The 15,485-nt window shown below is 74.8% G+C and carries 17 protein-coding genes and 2 tRNA genes; 10 read left to right on the plus strand and 9 right to left on the minus strand.

The genetic code is table 11. The features are described from left to right. Positions 1-81 precede the first annotated feature (81 nt). Both ACFCZN_RS03030 and ACFCZN_RS03035 read right to left on the minus strand, forming a co-directional pair. Positions 82-795, minus strand: a complete 714-nt coding sequence (locus ACFCZN_RS03030; RefSeq protein WP_429762412.1) for an ABC transporter permease — start codon at positions 793-795, stop codon at positions 82-84. After that, a complete protein-coding gene (locus tag ACFCZN_RS03035; RefSeq protein WP_429762411.1) occupies positions 792-1,472 on the minus strand; it encodes an ABC transporter permease in 681 nt (226 codons plus the stop codon). The genes ACFCZN_RS03030 and ACFCZN_RS03035 overlap by 4 nt, the downstream gene beginning before the upstream one ends. Before the next feature lie 96 nt (positions 1,473-1,568). On the opposite strand from ACFCZN_RS03035, the gene ACFCZN_RS03040 reads away from it, so the two are divergent. Together ACFCZN_RS03040 and ACFCZN_RS03045 are read left to right on the plus strand one after the other, a co-directional pair. Then, the gene (locus ACFCZN_RS03040; RefSeq protein ID WP_430555770.1) at positions 1,569-2,654 is read left to right on the plus strand and encodes an ABC transporter ATP-binding protein; all 1,086 of its coding nucleotides are present in this window, start codon (positions 1,569-1,571) and stop codon (positions 2,652-2,654) included. 9 nt (positions 2,655-2,663) lie between these two features. After that, positions 2,664-3,569 (plus strand): ATP-grasp domain-containing protein, encoded by a 906-nt coding sequence (locus tag ACFCZN_RS03045; RefSeq protein ID WP_429762409.1) that lies wholly within the window; start codon positions 2,664-2,666, stop codon positions 3,567-3,569. A 25-nt stretch (positions 3,570-3,594) separates the two neighbouring features. Here ACFCZN_RS03045 and ACFCZN_RS03050 read toward each other — a convergent pair whose 3' ends face one another. Together ACFCZN_RS03050 and ACFCZN_RS03055 are read right to left on the minus strand one after the other, a co-directional pair. Continuing rightward, positions 3,595-4,206 (minus strand): ankyrin repeat domain-containing protein, encoded by a 612-nt coding sequence (locus tag ACFCZN_RS03050; RefSeq protein ID WP_430555771.1) that lies wholly within the window; start codon positions 4,204-4,206, stop codon positions 3,595-3,597. A gap of 98 nt (positions 4,207-4,304) precedes the next feature. Further along, positions 4,305-5,585, minus strand: a complete 1,281-nt coding sequence (locus ACFCZN_RS03055; RefSeq protein ID WP_429762407.1) for an MFS transporter — start codon at positions 5,583-5,585, stop codon at positions 4,305-4,307. Between the two features lie 194 nt (positions 5,586-5,779). Here ACFCZN_RS03055 and ACFCZN_RS03060 point away from each other — a divergent pair, with 194 nt between their 5' ends. Genes ACFCZN_RS03060 through ACFCZN_RS03070 form a run of 3 tightly spaced genes read left to right on the plus strand, consistent with a single transcriptional unit; the run spans position 5,780 to position 7,856 of the window. Beyond that, entirely contained in the window at positions 5,780-6,997 is a 1,218-nt protein-coding gene (locus tag ACFCZN_RS03060; RefSeq protein WP_430555772.1) for an MFS transporter, read from the plus strand. A gap of 56 nt (positions 6,998-7,053) precedes the next feature. Further along, a complete protein-coding gene (locus ACFCZN_RS03065; protein ID WP_430555773.1) occupies positions 7,054-7,527 on the plus strand; it encodes an SRPBCC domain-containing protein in 474 nt (157 codons plus the stop codon). Continuing rightward, on the plus strand, positions 7,524-7,856 hold the full coding sequence (locus ACFCZN_RS03070) for an ArsR/SmtB family transcription factor (RefSeq protein WP_430555774.1): 333 nt from the start codon (positions 7,524-7,526) through the stop codon (positions 7,854-7,856). The genes ACFCZN_RS03065 and ACFCZN_RS03070 overlap by 4 nt, the downstream gene beginning before the upstream one ends. Before the next feature lie 91 nt (positions 7,857-7,947). Here the strand turns inward: ACFCZN_RS03070 and ACFCZN_RS03075 are convergent. The 4 genes from ACFCZN_RS03075 to ACFCZN_RS03090 all read right to left on the minus strand — a co-directional run bounded on the left by ACFCZN_RS03075 (position 7,948) and on the right by ACFCZN_RS03090 (position 9,353). Further along, positions 7,948-8,023: transfer RNA gene (locus ACFCZN_RS03075), tRNA-His, on the minus strand. Positions 8,024-8,094: 71 nt separating this feature from the next. After that, positions 8,095-8,733 (minus strand): oligoribonuclease, encoded by a 639-nt coding sequence (gene orn / locus ACFCZN_RS03080; protein ID WP_429762405.1) that lies wholly within the window; start codon positions 8,731-8,733, stop codon positions 8,095-8,097. 165 nt (positions 8,734-8,898) lie between these two features. After that, positions 8,899-9,078 (minus strand): hypothetical protein, encoded by a 180-nt coding sequence (locus ACFCZN_RS03085; protein ID WP_429762404.1) that lies wholly within the window; start codon positions 9,076-9,078, stop codon positions 8,899-8,901. Between the two features lie 201 nt (positions 9,079-9,279). Then, positions 9,280-9,353, minus strand: a tRNA-Arg gene (locus tag ACFCZN_RS03090). A gap of 98 nt (positions 9,354-9,451) precedes the next feature. Between ACFCZN_RS03090 and ACFCZN_RS03095 the strand changes: the two genes are divergently transcribed. Then, the gene (locus ACFCZN_RS03095; protein ID WP_429762403.1) at positions 9,452-9,886 is read left to right on the plus strand and encodes a group I intron-associated PD-(D/E)XK endonuclease; all 435 of its coding nucleotides are present in this window, start codon (positions 9,452-9,454) and stop codon (positions 9,884-9,886) included. A gap of 4 nt (positions 9,887-9,890) precedes the next feature. Here the strand turns inward: ACFCZN_RS03095 and ACFCZN_RS03100 are convergent, their stop codons facing one another. Then, complete coding sequence (locus tag ACFCZN_RS03100) at positions 9,891-10,271, minus strand: winged helix-turn-helix transcriptional regulator (protein WP_430555775.1); 381 nt, start codon at positions 10,269-10,271, stop codon at positions 9,891-9,893. Between the two features lie 127 nt (positions 10,272-10,398). Here ACFCZN_RS03100 and ACFCZN_RS03105 point away from each other — a divergent pair, with 127 nt between their 5' ends. Genes ACFCZN_RS03105 through ACFCZN_RS03120 form a run of 4 tightly spaced genes read left to right on the plus strand, consistent with a single transcriptional unit; the run spans position 10,399 to position 15,481 of the window. Continuing rightward, positions 10,399-11,295, plus strand: a complete 897-nt coding sequence (locus ACFCZN_RS03105; RefSeq protein WP_430555776.1) for an NAD(P)-dependent oxidoreductase — start codon at positions 10,399-10,401, stop codon at positions 11,293-11,295. Further along, entirely contained in the window at positions 11,292-12,158 is an 867-nt protein-coding gene (locus tag ACFCZN_RS03110; protein ID WP_430555777.1) for an NAD(P)-dependent oxidoreductase, read from the plus strand. Before ACFCZN_RS03105 ends, ACFCZN_RS03110 begins: the two co-directional genes overlap by 4 nt. Positions 12,159-12,218: 60 nt before the next feature. Continuing rightward, entirely contained in the window at positions 12,219-13,895 is a 1,677-nt protein-coding gene (locus tag ACFCZN_RS03115; RefSeq protein ID WP_430555778.1) for a GTPase, read from the plus strand. Continuing rightward, a complete protein-coding gene (locus ACFCZN_RS03120; RefSeq protein WP_430555779.1) occupies positions 13,892-15,481 on the plus strand; it encodes a GTPase in 1,590 nt (529 codons plus the stop codon). Before ACFCZN_RS03115 ends, ACFCZN_RS03120 begins: the two co-directional genes overlap by 4 nt. Positions 15,482-15,485 lie beyond the last annotated feature (4 nt).

Genomic DNA, 15,485 nt, shown 5'->3' on the forward strand with positions numbered 1-15,485 from the left:
TGCGGGTGGAGATGAGGGGAACCGCCCTATTCGACCGCGGGGGTCCGGTGGTGGCAACCGGTTTGTGGTGGATCGGCCTGCTCAGCGCCGGGCAGCGGCGCGCAGGGGCGCGGGAGTGACGAGGCGTTGCACCACGGCGAACACGCCGTCGAGCACGAGGGCGAGGGCGGCGACGAGGATGCCGCCCGCGAGGACCTGCCCGTAGCGCTGGGTGCCCATCCCGAGCGCGATGATCTGCCCGAGCCCGCCGCCGCCGGCGAGCGCGGCGAGCGGCACGGTGGCGCTGACCTGCACGACGGCGGTGCGCACCCCCGCCGCGACGAGGGCGGTGGCGAGCGGGAGCTCCACCCGGGTGAGCACCTGCCGGCCGGGCATGCCGAGGCCCACCGCGGCGTCGCGCGCCGACGGGTCGGCCCCGCGCACGCCCTCGTAGGTGTTGACGAGCAGCACGGGGACGGCGAACAGGGCCGCGGCCACGACGGTGGCGCCGTCGCCGAACAGCCCCGCCGTGGCGAGCAGCAGGATGATGCCGAGGGTCGGGACGGCGCGGCTGGCGTTGGTGAGCCAGACGGTGACGCCGCCGCCGCGGCGGCCGTGGCCCAGCCACGCGCCCACGGGCAGTGCCACCGCGGCGGCGACGAGCACCGCCGCCGCCGTGAGGGCCAGGTGCTCGCGGCCGAGCTCGAGGATGCCGCCCGGCCCCGTCCAGCTCAGCGGGTCGTTGAGGTAGGTGATCGCCTCGCCGACGACGCCCGTGCCCTCCGCCGCGACGAAGGGTGGTGCCAAGGCGCTCATGCGGACCTCCCGCGCAGCCAGGGGGTGAGTGCTCGTCCCGCGGCCCACAGCAGCAGGTCGAGGACGAGGGCGAGCAGCACGCAGGCGATCGTCGCCGTCATGATCTCCGCCCGGTAGAAGTTGTTGCGGAAGCCCTGGAACATCAGCTGGCCGAGGCCGCCGTAGCCCACCACGACGCCCACCGTGACGAGGGCGACGGTGGTGACGGTCGCCAGGCGGAGCCCGGCCACGATGCTCGGCAGGGCGTTCGGCAGCCGCACCCGCGCCAGCACCTGCAGCGGCCCGTGCCCGACGCCGCGGGCCGCGTCCACGGCGGCCGGGTCCACGCCGTCGAGCCCGGTCACCGTGTTGCGCAGGATGACGAGCAGCGCGTACAGCACGAGGCCGAGCAGCACCGGCTGCCGGCCGATCCCCATGATCGGCGCGAGGATCGCGAAGAGCGCGAGCGACGGCACCGTGTAGAGGATCGAGGCGGTGCCGAGCAGGGGGCCCGCGAGCCAGCGCACCCGCGACGCGAGCAGCCCCAGGGGGATCGCGACCAGCGCGGCGATGGCGACCGCCTCGATCGTCAGCAGCGCGTGCTCGGTGGTGCGCGCCCACAGCACGTCGGCGTTCTCGGTCACGTACGACCAGGAGAACCACGGGTTGTCCGCGGCGGTGGCGGCGGCGGTGACCATGGGCTCGACCGTAGCGGCAGCCCCCGACGCCGGGCCGGGCACCGCCCCGGCGCGCCGCGGGCCGGGGTGTGGGACGCCCTCGATAGCCTCGCAGCCATGCCCGCCCCCGCCACCGTGCCCACCCGGTCGCCCGCCCGGCTGTCCGCCGGCATCGAGCTCGACGCCGTCCGCAAGGCCTACCCGGACGGCACGGTCGCGGTCGAGGGGCTGAGCCTCACCGTGGAGCCCGGGGAGGTGCTCGCCCTGGTCGGCCCGTCGGGGTGCGGCAAGTCGACCACGCTGCGGATGATCAACCGCCTCGTGGAGCTCACGTCGGGACGCGTGCTGGTGGACGGGGAGGACGTCACGCAGATGGACCCCGTGGCGCTGCGGCGCCGCACGGGCTACGTCATCCAGGACGTCGGCCTGCTGCCGCATCGCACGGTCGCCGCGAACGTCGCGACCGTGCCGCGGCTGCTCGGCTGGGAGCGGCAGCGCGTGCGCGACCGCGTGGACGAGGTGCTCGGGCTCGTCGGCCTCCCTGCGGAGCAGTACGGCCGGCGCTACCCGCACCAGCTCTCGGGCGGCGAGCGGCAGCGGGTCGGCGTGGCCCGGGCGCTGGCCACCGACCCGCCCGTGCTCCTCATGGACGAGCCGTTCGGCGCCGTCGACCCGGAGCGGCGCCGGGACCTGCAGAACCAGGTGTCCCGCATCCTCGCGGAGGTCGGCTCCACCGTGGTGCTGGTGACGCACGACGTCGACGAGGCGGTGCGCCTGGGCGACCGGGTGGCCGTGCTCTCCCGCGGCGGGCACCTGGAGCAGGTCGCGTCCCCGCTGACCGTCCTCGCCCACCCCGCGACCGACCGCGTGCGGGACTTCGTCGGCGCCGGCGCGCACCAGCGGATGCTCGCGCTCGCCGCCGTGCAGCGCGCGGACCTGGAGGACGCCTCCCTCGTCGTGCAGCCCACGCCGCCGGCCGTGCCCCTCGGCGCCAGCCTGGCCGACGCGTTCGAGGCCGTGGCGGCGCTGCCGACCTCGTCCCAGGGGCGGGTGCCGGTGGCCGACGCCGACGGGACCGTCGTCGGCTCCCTCACCGCGGCCGGCATCCTCGGCGGCCTGCGCCGTGCCGCGGACGCCGCGGCGCCCACCGACGGCACGGGTGGCACGGCGGGCACGGCGGGCACGGCGGCCGCCGCCGACTAGGCTCGGCGCGTGACCACGACGCGCATCGGCCTCGCCACCTGCTCCGCCCTGCCCCGCCTCGACAGCGACGACCGCCCCCTCCTCGCGACGCTCACCGACCGCGGCGTGGTGGCCGAAGCCGTCGTGTGGGACGACCCGGACGTGGACTGGTCGGTCTACGACCTCGTCGTCGTGCGCTCCACCTGGGACTACTCGCCGCGCCGCGACGAGTTCCTCGACTGGGCCCGGCAGGTGCCGCGCCTGGAGAACCCGGCCGACGTGCTCGCCTGGAACACCGACAAGGGCTACCTGCGCTCCCTCGAGGAGGCGGGCGTGCCCGTCATCCCCACGATCTGGCTCGACCCCGACCGGCACCTGTCGAAGCGCGCGGTGCACACGCGCATGCCCGCTTTCGGCGACTTCGTCGTGAAGCCGGTGGTCAGCGCCGGTGCCCAGGACGCGGGCCGCTACCAGCCGGTCTCGGCGCAGTCGCGGGCCCTCGCGATCAAGCACGCGGTGGACCTGCTCGACCGGGGACGCGCGGTGATGATCCAGCCGTACGTCACGTCGGTGGACACCACGGGGGAGACCGGGCTCGTCTTCGTGGACGGCGAGCTGCGGCACGCGGTGCGCAAGCACGCGCTGCTCACGGGGCCGGCGGAGGCCAGCGAGGCGCTCTACGCCGCCGAGCGGATGGAGCCCGCGGTCGCGTCCGCCGAGCAGGTCGACGTCGCGGAGAAGGCGCTCGCGGTCGCGCGCGAGCAGGTCGGCGGCGAGCAGCCGTTCCTCTACGCCCGCGTGGACCTCGTGACCGGCGACGACGGCACGCCGATGGTCATCGAGCTCGAGCTCGCCGAGCCGTCCCTGTGGATGCAGCACTCCGGCACGGCCGCCACGCTCGACGCGTTCGCCGACGCGATCGTCGCCCGGGCCTGAGCGGGCGCCCCTCGGGGGAGCGGGGTCAGCGCGGCCGGTCGAGCTCCGCGACGATCGCGTCGTACCCGCGCTCCGAAGCCAGGTCGCGCGGGAGCACGCCCTGCCCGTCGCGGACGGTGGCGTCGGCCCCGGCGTCGAGCAGGAGGCGCACCACCTCGACCTGGTCCGCGGACCCGTCGCCGAGGACGATCGCCTCGTGCAGCGCCGTCCACGACAGGTCGTTGACGTGGTCGACCGGCACGCCGGCGTCCAGCAGGATGCGCACCGTGGTGACGTGCCCGTGCTCGCTCGCGGGGATGAGCGCGGTGCCGCCGTACCGGTTGGTGCTCGTCACGTCCGCGCCGTGCTCGAGGGTGAGCCGCAGGATGTCGTCCAGCCCCTCCGCGCCCGCGTAGAGGAACGCCGAGTCGCGGATGCCGTCCTGCGCGTCCGGGTCGGCGCCCGCCTCCAGCAGCAGGCGGGCGAGCTCGGTGGAGCCCTGCCGGGTGGCGGCGAGGAGCGGGGTGCGCCCGTCCGCGTCGCGGGCGTCGACGTCAGCACCTGCGCGCAGCGCCGCCGTGACGGCGTCGGCGTCGTCCTGCGCGACGGCGCGGTGCAGGTCGGCCGCGCCGGACGGTGTGCTCGTGGTCGAGGACATGCCTTCCTCCTGGGGACGAGGGGAGTCTGGTGCGGGCGTCGTGCAGGCGCCGAGCGCGGCCGCGAGGGTCACGCCGAGCATCGCGGCGGCGAGGCGCCTCACGCGCCCGCCCCGACGTCGTCGGCCCGGCCGATCCGGAGCAGGGCGGGGACGGCGAGCATGAGGAGCGCCAGGCACACGACGAGCGCGAGGCTGGCGCCGAGCGTGGTGTGCGGCACCCCGACGCGCTCGGCGACGGCGCCGATCACGAGCGTCGCGGCGGGCATGACGCCGATGACGAGCTCCTGCAGGCCGAGCGCACGACCGTGCACTGCGGGCTCGGTGACCATGAGCAGGAGCGTGGTCTGAAGCACGCCGAACGCCGCGCTGGCCAGCCCGATGACGCCCATGAGCACGAACGCGGGGGCGGGCGACGTGGCCAGCGAGAACGCCGCCCAGGCCAGCCCCCACACGGTCGTGCCGAGCACGAAGAGCGCGCCCTTGAACCGGAAGTCGCCCAGCGCGGCGATGACGAGCGAGCCCACGAGGCCGCCCGCGCCGGCACACGTCAGCAGCGCGCCCAGGCCCGCGGCGTCGAGCCCGAACGACTCGGCGGCGAAGACCGGCATGAACGACTGGAACACCGGCCACAGGAAGACGTTCGCGGCCAGGGTCACCAGCAGGACGGCGACGGCGAGCCGGTTCCCGGCGAGGGCGCGGAAGCCGCCCGCCACCATGGCGAGCACCGACGTCGAGGCGTGGCCGCCCGGGCCGGTGCGCGTGCGCAGGCGCCGCAGCGGCAGCAGGAGCAGGAGGGACGCCACGTACCAGGCGGTCGAGACCCACAGGGCCGCGGGCGCGCCGATCGCGGCGATCATGCCGCCGCCCAGCGCCGGCCCGATCACCTGCGTCATGTTCATCGCCATCGAGTTCAGCGCGTTCGCGTTCGAGAGGTTCTCGCGGCCCACCAGGTCGAGCACCAGCGACATCCGGGCCGGCTGGGACGGGGACTGCGCGATGCCGATGGCGAAGCCGCCCGCGACGAGCGCCCAGTACGGCAGCAGGTCGGCGGTCGCGAGGGCGGCGACCACGGCCACGGCGCCGGCGGCCCAGGTGCAGGCGACGAGCAGGAGCCGGATGCGGTCGTAGCGGTCGGCGAGCGCCCCCGCGACGGGCCCGAGCAGCATGGGCGCCAGTCGCGCCGCCGTGTAGACGGCGACGAGGAGCTCGGACCCGGTGAGCTCGAAGGCGAGCCAGCCGAGCACCAGGGTCTGCGTCCAGACGCCGCCGAAAAAGAACAGGTTCGACGCCCACAGGAGCTGGAAGGGGCGGTTGCCCCGCAGGGAGGAGAACGCGCCGGAGGGTCCGCCCGGTCGGGCGAGGGCGGCCTGTCGTGCCACGGCGGCGGTGTCTCCTTCGGGTCGCGGGGACCGCGTCCCGCGGCCCGGACGATGGTATACCGACCTTCGTCGCCGGACTCTCGGAGGGGCGGGCCGCGGGGCGAACGGGCGTGTGCAATCAAAGGGTTGCATGTGACGCGGAAGCGTGGCATCGTGCAATGCAACCGTAGAGTTGCATGAACGGAGGGGTCCCGATGAGTGAGCGACAACGCCGTCCGGAAGCCGGCCGCTCCCGGACGAGGGTCGTCCTGGGCGTGCTGTTCGCGGGGACGTTCGTGACGGGGTGTGCCGAGATGCTCGTGATGGGCATGCTCGACCTGATCGCCGTGGACCAGGCCGTCCCGCTGTCGGCCGTCGGCGTGCTCGTCTCGGCGAACGCGCTCGGGATCGCGGTCGGCGGGCCGACACTGACGTTCTTGACCGCCCGGTTCGACCGGCGGCCGGTGCTGCTGTCGGCGCTGGCCGTGTTCACGGGGCTGAACACCCTCCCCGCGCTCGGTGCAGGCCTGGACGCCTTTGCCGCGGCCAGGCTCGTGATCGGCGGGGCGGAGGGGCTCTTCATCGCGGCGGCGATCACGACGGCGACCGCGATCGTGCCCCGGGACCGGGTCGGTCGGGCGATGGCGGTGGTGATCTCCGGGTTCGCCGTCTCCGGGGCGGTGGGGATGCCCCTGGGCCGACTGCTCGGTGAGGCGGTGGGCTGGCGCGGCGCGTTCGTCGCCGTCGTCCTCGCGGCCGCCGCCGTGCTCCTGGTCGCCCTGTTCGTGGTGCCCCGGGTGCCGGCCGAGGCCGAGGTCGGGCTGCTGGGCCAGCTGCGGTCCGCGTTCGCCCCGCGCGTTCTTGGGGTGCTCGCCGTCGGTGTGCTCCTGTTCGCGGGAGCCTCGGCGGCACAGACCTATCTCGTGCCGTTCCTGGACGACGTGGCCGGGGTGTCCGGGGCTTGGGTCGGTGTGTGCCTGATGGGCTTCGGGATCGCCGCCGCGGTCGGCTCCTTCGGCGGGGGCAGGTTCGCCGACGCCGGTGCGCCGCGCGCCCTGACGCTCGGCGCCGTCGGCGTGGCGGCGTCCCTCGTCGCGATGGCCGTCGGAGGCGCGAGCCCGGTGGTCGCCGTCATCGCGATGCTCGGCCTGGCCGTGTGCGGCGCAGGCGTCACGAGCCCGTGGCAGCACCGCGTCGAGCACCTCACCGGGCCCGGCGCGGTCCTCGCGGCCTCGTTGCCCGCGTCGGCCGGGAACCTGGGCGACGCCGTCGGCGCCTTCTCCGGGGGGCAGATGATCGACGTGGGCGGCGTCCCGGCGGCGGTGCTCGCCGCCGCGGTCGTCGCCGTGCTGTCCGTCCTCGCCGCGATCGCCAGCCGCTCGCTGCGGCCCGCGTCCGTGCGGCGGGACCTCGAACCGGCCACCGTCCACTGATCGCCCGAAGCGACGAGCGCACGTCGAAGAGCGCGACGAGAGAGAAGGATGAGCTCATGGAGAGCACGCAGAACCCCCAGGCCGTCGTCGACGCCGACACCTTCAGCGTGCGGCGCACGATCGACATCCGGGCGGCCCGCGACAAGGTCTGGCGCACCGTCACGGAACCCGAGCTGATCTCGCGGTGGTTCGGCGAGGTCACCCTCGACGGCGACGGTGTCGGGGCCGTCGGCACGATCGGCTGGCCGGGCGAGCGCCGCATCCCGATCCGGGTCGAGACCCTCGACCCGCCGTCGGAGGTGTCCTACCGATGGTGCAACGAGGACGGCCCGCTGCCGGAGGCGGTCGACGAAAGGCGGTCGACGGTCTTCACGTTCACCCTCGAGGCGACTCCCGGCGGAACCCGGCTCACGGTCGTCGAGACGGGCTTCGAGCGCACGAGCGACCCGGCGGCACTGATGGCCGACCACCGCGACGGCTGGGACGGGGAGCTCGACAAGCTCGTCGCCCTCCACGAGCGCGACGCATGAGCGGCGGCGAGCTGGTGGACGGGGCCGTGGTGGCGATGTGCAACGCGCTCGGCGACGAGACCCGGTGGAGCATCCTGACCGCTCTCGGTGAGGGCGAGGCCTCGGCGTCCGCCCTCGCGCGGCGCCTGCCCGTCACCCGGCAGGCCATCGCGAAGCACCTGGCGGTGCTGCACGAGGTCGGACTCGTGGGGGCGGTCCAGGTCGGGCGCGAGGTGCGGTACCGGGTCGTCGGCGCATCGCTCAGTGCCACGGCCCGCCGGCTCGATGCCGTCGGCAAGGAGTGGGACCGCCGCCTCGCCGCCATCCAGCAGGTCGCCGAAAGTCTCTGACGCGCTCGCGACGACACCGGAGGGACGACGACGAACGGCGGGGCCCGAGGCCGACCAGAGTTTCTCTGATCGACCTCGGGCCCCGCCGCGATGGGGTGGCTAACCGGGCTTGAACCGGCGACCTCCTGGACCACAACCAGGCGCTCTACCGACTGAGCTATAGCCACCATGGCCCTGTGTCTGCGACAGATGCCGAAGCACCGGGCCGTCGAAAAGTGTACATGCTCCGCGGAGCGGTTCAGGCCTCTGTGCGGTGCCGGGTGACCGACGTCTCGCTGACGCGCTCGGCGACCGCGCGCGCCGTCTTCGTGTCGGGCCCCGGCTGGGGCACGAACAGGGCCTCGCGGTAGTAGCGGAGCTCGTCGATGCTCTCCAGGATGTCCGCGAGCGCGCGGTGGCCACCGTCCTTCTTGGGCGAGGCGAAGTACACGCGCGGGTACCAGCGCCGAGCGAGCTCCTTGATCGACGACACGTCGACGATCCGGTAGTGCAGGTGCCCCACCAGCTCGGGCATGTCGCGGTCGAGGAACATCTTGTCCGTGCCGACGGAGTTGCCGGCCAGCGGCGCCTTGCCCGGGTCGGGCACCCACTCGCGCACGTAGTCGAGCACCGCCTGCTCGGCGTCGGCGAGCGTCATGCCGCCGGAGAGCTCCTCGATGAGGCCGGACGTGGTGTGCATGTCGCGGACGAAGTCGTTCATCTGCTCGACCGCTTCCGCGGGAGGCGCGACGACGACGTCCACCCCCTCGCCGAGCACGTTCAGCTCGGAGTCCGTGACCACGGCGGCGACCTCGACCAGCGCGTCCGCGCGCAGGTCCAGGCCGGTCATCTCGCAGTCGATCCACACGATGCGTTCGTTCGGGTTCGCGGGGCTCACGGGATCAGCCTACGGTCCGCGTGACCAGGAGCGGCCCGGGGAACAGGCGGGGACATGACGAGGGCCCCGCTGCTCCGGAACGTTCGGGGAACGGTCCGGGCCGCGGGGCCCTCGTGGCGGTGTCGTCGCCGGGTCGGTACCCGGCGGGCGCTCGCCCGGCGGGTGTCATGCGGTCAGCCAGTCGAACAGCCAGCGGGCGACGCTGGTGCGCTGTCGACGGGCGTGCGGCTGCCGGTGCAGCTTGCGCTGCTGCTGCAGTCGGTGGACGGTACGTTCGCGCTCGGCCTCCTCGAGGCGCTCGCGCTGGATGACCTGCACGAGAAGCAGGTTCTCCGGGGGAAACATGGTGATGGTGTCCTTCGTGACGTGGGGTCGTCGGTCCGGGCCAGGGACCACCCGTGCGACCGGTGTAGGACCGGCCGCGCGTCACCGCGGTGCATGGACGAGTCTGCCGGGCGGCGCACGCTCGGCGCACGGCTTTTTCCCCGGTCATCACGTCGGGTGGCGCGACGTCGGTGTCGGCCACGTGCCGCCGTTGCGTATCGGTGCCCCCGGCAGGATTCGAACCCGCGACCCGGTCATTAGAAGTGACCCGCTCTATCCAGCTGAGCTACGGAGGCAAGCGAGCAGAGTTTAGCCCAGTCGGTGCTGGTCACGACCGTGCCGGGCGCACCCCGGATCCTGGAGCTTTGGAAGACCCATCCATTAGTCTGGACGGATGGCGCCGCACCACACCAAGGACAAGGGCGATCTTGGCGTGGCGAAGGCCCATGCCGACATCGTCAGCCAGGGCTACGTTGTGCTCTTCCCTGCTACGGAGCACGCTCCCTTCGACCTCGTCGCCTACGCGGACGGCGTGTTCTGCAGGCTGCAGGTGAAATACCGCGCGTCGCGTGCCGGCGCGATCACCGTCCACTTCCGATCTGTCTGGAACGACCGCCAGGGCACCCACGCCAAGCCGACGGACAAGACCGCGATCGACGTCGTCTGCATCTACTGTCCCGAGACCGACGAGTGCTACTACGTCCGACCGGGCGATCACGGGGCATCGGTCACGCTGAGGATCACGCCAAGCAGGAACGGTCAGCGCAACGGTGTGCTCGACGCGGCCACGTTCCGAGACCTTGCCGTCCTCGCACGACGGCGCCAGTGACAGGTCAGGGCCGGGGCATCGCCGCCGCGTCGGCGTGGTCGACCAGCTCGCGGCGCTCGCGCCGGATCCGTTCGGAGCCCCACTGCCCCAACGGCGCGAGCGCGGCGTTCAGCGCCCGGCCGTGGTCGGTCAGGGAGTACTCGACGCGGGGCGGCACCTCGGCGTAGACGGTGCGCACCACGAGGTCGTCGGCCTCCATCTCCCGCAGGTGCTGGGTGAGCATCTTCTCGCTCACGCCCGGCAGGCCGCGGCGCAGCTCGGCGAACCGGCGCACGCCGTGCTCCTCGAGCTCCCAGAGGATGAGGCCCTTCCACTTGCCGCTGACGACGTCGAGCGCGGCGTCGATGCCGCAGACGTAGGGGCCGCGACGGGTGCTGACGGTCATGGGTGCTCCTCTGCCGGGGTACTTCCCTCGAGGTAAGTACCGCAGTAATAAGTGCGTACTTCTCAGGGTCTCGGTACCCCCAGAGCATGGAGGCACACCGCCACGACGCACAAGAGGAGCACCGCGCATGACTGCACAGCCCGTCCCGGTCACGGTGATCGGCCTCGGCCCGATGGGGCGAGCGATGGTCCGCCGCCTCCTGGCCGGAGGCCACCCCGTCACCGTCTGGAACCGCACGGCCTCACGCGCCGACGGCGTGGTCGCCGCCGGCGCGGCCCTCGCCCCCACGCCGCGTGCGGCGCTGGAGGCGGCGGACCTCGTCCTGCTCAGCCTCACCGACTACGCGGCCATGGACGCGATCCTCGACGGCGCGACCGACGCCCTCGACGGCCGCACGCTGGTGAACCTCAGCTCGGACACCCCGGAGCGCACCCGCGAGGCCGCGGCGTGGGCGTCCGTGCACGGTGCGGCGTTCCTCACGGGGGGAGTGATGAGCCCTGCGCCCACGGTCGGCACCGACGATGCGTACGCCTACTACTCGGGCCCCCGGGACATGTTCGACCGCCATCGCGAGGTGCTGGCGGAGCTCGCGGCGCCGCGGTACGTCGGCGCGGACCCCGGGCTGGCGCAGCTGATGTACCAGGCGCAGCTCGACGTCTTCCTCACGGCGCTGTCCGCCCTGATGCACGCCACCGCCCTGGTGGGGAGCGCCGGCATCCCGGCGCGGGACTTCCTCCCCGAGGCGCTGACGACGCTCGCCGACATCCCGGCGATGCTCGCGGCGGGGGAGGGCGGGCGGGAGAGCACCGGCGCGCGGATCGACGCCGGGCGCCACCCGGGCGACCTGAGCACGGCGACCATGATGGGCGCCACCGCCGACCACCTGGTCGCCGCCAGCGCGGCGGCCGGGATCGACGTCGGCCTGCCCCGGGCGGTGCAGGAGCACTACCGCCGCGCGATCGACGCGGGGCACGGGGCGGACGGCTGGACCCGCATCGTCGACGGCATCCGGGACCCGCGATGAGCCGCGGGACGGAGCCGGTCGCGCTGCTCGGGCTCGGCGTCATGGGACGAGAGCTCGCCGCGGCGCTGCTGGACGCCGGTCACGGGGTGACGGTGTGGAACCGGTCGCCCGGCCGGGACGCGGAGCTCGTGGGGCGCGGCGCCCGGCGCGCGTCCGACGCCCGGGACGCGGTCCTCGCGGCGTCGACCGTCGTCGTCTGCCTCTACGACCACGCGTCGGTGCACGAGACGCTCGACCCGCTCGCCGAGCAGCTGCGTGGCCGCGTCGTGGTCAACCTGACCACGACCACCCCGAACGAGGCCCGCGAGGTCGCCTCCTGGGCGTCCGACCACGGGGTGCGCTACCTCGACGGCGCGATCATGGCGACCCCGCCGATGATCGGCCGCCCCGGCGCGGAGATCCTGTACAGCGGCGACGAGGGCGTGTTCCGCGAGACGCGCGGCGTCCTGGACCGCTGGGCGACGAGCACCTTCGAGGGCGCGGACCCGGGGCGGGCGTCGCTGCTGGACCTCGCGATGCTCTCGGGGATGTACACGATGTTCACGGCGTTCCTGCACGGCGCCGCGATGGTGGGAGCCGACGGTGTCGACGCCGTGAGCTACGCGCGGCGGGCGGCGCCGTTCCTCGCGGCGATGACCGAGTACCTCGTGCTCGACGCGGAGGCGGTCGACCGCGGCGACTACTCCGACCCGGTGCAGAGCCTGGACTGGTCCGACCTCGGGCACCTGGTGCGCGCGAGCGAGGAGCAGGGCGTGGACCCGGCGCCGATCGCCATGGTGGAGGCGCTGCGCCGGCGCCAGGTGGACGCCGGGCACGGGGCGGACGGCTTCGCGCGCATCTACGAGAGCCTGCGGCGCCGCTGAACCCGCGGGCGACCGGCGCGCGCGTTTGGCACGGAACGCGCCAACGGGAAGGATGTGCCCGTGACACCTTCCCTGGAGACCCGTGCCTCGCGCCGTGCCGCGAGCAGGAAGGACGGCGGGGCGGGCGAGGAGATCGGCGTCACCGTCCACGACGTCGCCCGCGACCTGCGTCGCGACGTCGCGGCGGTCGAGCTCCCCCTCCCGATCGACGGGGCCGAGGACGCCGCGGCGTCTCGCGACCGGCTGCTCGCCCAGCTCGACGAGCACCTGCTGCCGCGCCTCAAGGAGCTGTCGTCGCCGGCCGTCGTCGTCGTCGCGGGCTCGACCGGCGCGGGCAAGTCCACGCTGTACAACTCGCTGCTGGGGGAGGCCGTCTCCGAGGCGGGCGTCCTGCGCCCCACCACGCGCGAGCCGGTCCTCGCCCACCACCCCGCCGACGCCGACGTCATGGCGGCCGGGCCCGTCACGGAGCTGTCGCGCGTGGTGCAGCACGAGGGCGTGCCGCGCGGGACGGCCCTGTTGGACGCGCCGGACCTCGACTCGTTCGTGCAGCAGAACCGCTCGACGGCGCAGCAGCTGCTCGAGGCCGCCGACCTGTGGCTCTTCGTCACCACCGCCGCGCGCTACGGCGACGCGCTGCCGTGGCAGGCCCTGGCCCGCGCCACGGAGCGCGGGGCGTCGGTGGCGATGGTGCTCAACCGGGTGCCGAAGGAGACGCTGACCACGGTGCGCGGCGACCTGCTGCAGCGCCTGCGCGAGCACGGCATGACCGACGTCCCGCTGTTCGTCGTCCCCGACGTCGGTCCGCACGAGGGGCTCCTGGACCCGTCGGTCGTGCAGCCGGTGCGGCGCTGGCTCACCATGCTCGCCGGGCCGGACCGCTCGCGGGCCGTCGTCGTGCGCACCCTCAAGGGCGCGCTGGGCGCGCTGCCCGGCTGGGTCACGTCGCTCGCGGACGCGATCGACGCGCAGCAGGAGGCCGTGCACGTGCTGCGCCGCCGGGTCACGGAGGAGATCCCCGCGGCGGAGCGGCTCGCCCGCGACGCGGTCGCGGCCGGGGTCGTCGCCGGGGCGTCGGTCGAGGCGCGGTGGCGCGAGCTGTCCGGCACCGTCGGCGTCGACCGCGTCAAGGTCCGCGGCGACCGCGCGCGCAGCACGCGCCGCGCCGGACGCGCGCGCGAGGCCGCGCTGGAGGGGCTCCGGTCCGACGTCGTCGACGCCGCGTCGCGCACCCTGGCGGCGTCGGGGGCCCGGGTCGAGGAGCGGCTGCGCGCCGTCCTCGCCGGCCCGGGAGCGCCCGCCGGCGGCGAGGCCGTCGCCCCCGACGGCGCGGCCCGCACCGCGGCGCGCGAGGCCGACGTGCCGGGGCGGGTGGCGCAGTGGGCCGGCCGGGCCGACGCCGTGGTCTCCGACCTGGACGGGGAGCTCACCGGCGACGCCGCATCGGGCGCCCGCGTCGAGGCCGCCGTCAAGGCGTTCGGGGCGCGCGGGCTCGCCACGCTGTTCCTCGCCTCCGCCGCGGGCAGCGGCGACGCCGACCGCCTGCTGGAGCGCGTCCTGGGGGACCTGGCCGCCGCGCCCGTCGCCACCCTGCGCGACGACCTCGGCGACCGCGCGGCTGCCGTCGTCGACGCCGAGGTGCAGGCCGTGCTGGACGACCTCGGTCCGTCCGAACCCGCCGACGACGCGGCCGCGGGGCTGCGCGTCCGGCTCGCCGAGCTCAGGAGGCTGACATGACCGAGAGCCCGTCCCACGACGCGACGCTGCGCGCCCGCACCGAGGACCTCGCGCAGGCGCTCGAGATCGCCGGGCCCCGGCTCGACGACGCCACGTCGCAGCGCGTGTCGGCCGCGGTCGAGGGGGTGCGGGAGCGGCTCGCGCTCGGCGTCGACCACACGGTGGTGGCGTTCGCCGGGGGCACGGGCTCGGGCAAGTCCAGCCTGTTCAACAAGGTGTCGCGGCTGAGCTTCGCCGACGTGGGCGTGAAGCGGCCGACGACGGCGCGCGTGACGGCGTGCTCCTGGTCGGACGGCGCGGAGGCGCTGCTGGACTGGGTGGGCGTGGACCGCGAGCGCCGCATCACCCAGGGCGGCGAGCTCGACGGCGAGGACGAGGAGAAGCTCGCCGGGCTGGTGCTGCTCGACCTGCCGGACCACGACTCGGTCGAGCCGGCGCACCGCGAGGTCGTGGACCGCGTGCTGCCGCTCGTGGACCTGCTGGTCTGGGTCGTGGACCCGCAGAAGTACGCGGACGACGCCCTGCACTCGGGGTACCTGCGCGAGTCCGTGGGCTCCGAGTCGTCGATGGTGGTGCTGCTCAACCAGGTGGACACCGTGCCGGACGCGCAGCGGGAGAACCTGCTGGCCGACCTCGCGCGACTGCTCGAGGACGACGGCCTGACCGGCGTGTTCGTGCAGGGGGTGTCCGCGAGGACGAGCGAGGGGATCGACCGGGTCCGGGGGCTGCTGGAGGAGGCGTGCGCGCGGCGGTCGGTCGCGGCCGGGCGCGCGGCCGCGGAGCTGGACGTCGCGGCGCGGCTGCTGCTGGCCCAGACGCCGGCGGAGGTGCCGTGGCAGATGGGGCCCGCGGTCCAGCGTGAGCTGGACGCCCTGGTGACCGCGACCGGGCTCGACGCGGTCGCGAGCCAGGTGGGCAACGCGGTGCGCAACGGCTACGGGCGGCCGGAGGTGCCGCCGCCGGACCGCGACGCCGTCGCGCTCTCGCGGGCCCGCTGGCTGACCCGCGCGGGCGCCTCGTTGCGGCCGGGGTGGCAGCGCTCGCTCGCGTCCTCGGTGGCGGGGGCGGACCAGCTGCGCACGTCGGTGGCGGGCGCGCTGCGCGGCATCGCGCTCGACACGCGGGGGCCGTCGGCAGCCCGGGCGCTGCGCCGCACGGCGTGGGTGCTCGGCGCCGTCGCGGTGGTGTCGGCGGTCGTGGGGGTCCTCGCGCTCACGGGCGTGCTCGACGTGGCCTCGCCCTGGCCGGCCGTCGTGCTCGCGCTGGCCGGCGTCGCGGCCGTGGCCGCCGTGGTGGTGGCGTTCGCGGGCACGGCCTCGCGGCGCGCGCTGGCACGCAGGCGCGAGCAGGCCGTGGCCTCCGCGGGCCGGGCGGCGCTCGAGCGGGTGCTGTCCGAGGGGCTCGGCGAGCCGACGCAGAAGCTGCTCCACGAGCACCGACGGGTGCGCGAGCTGGCGCAGGCGGCGACCGAGCTCCCGACGTCGCTGCCGCTCACCGGGTCCCTGAGGCTGCCCACAGGCTCCGAGCTGGCGCCGTCGTCCACAACCACGCCGAAGGCGGGGGCGCACCGGGCCTCGGGCGACTGATCCT

It is taken from the genome of Isoptericola sp. NPDC056134, from assembly GCF_042264825.1.
Lineage (GTDB): Bacteria > Actinomycetota > Actinomycetes > Actinomycetales > Cellulomonadaceae > Isoptericola > Isoptericola nanjingensis.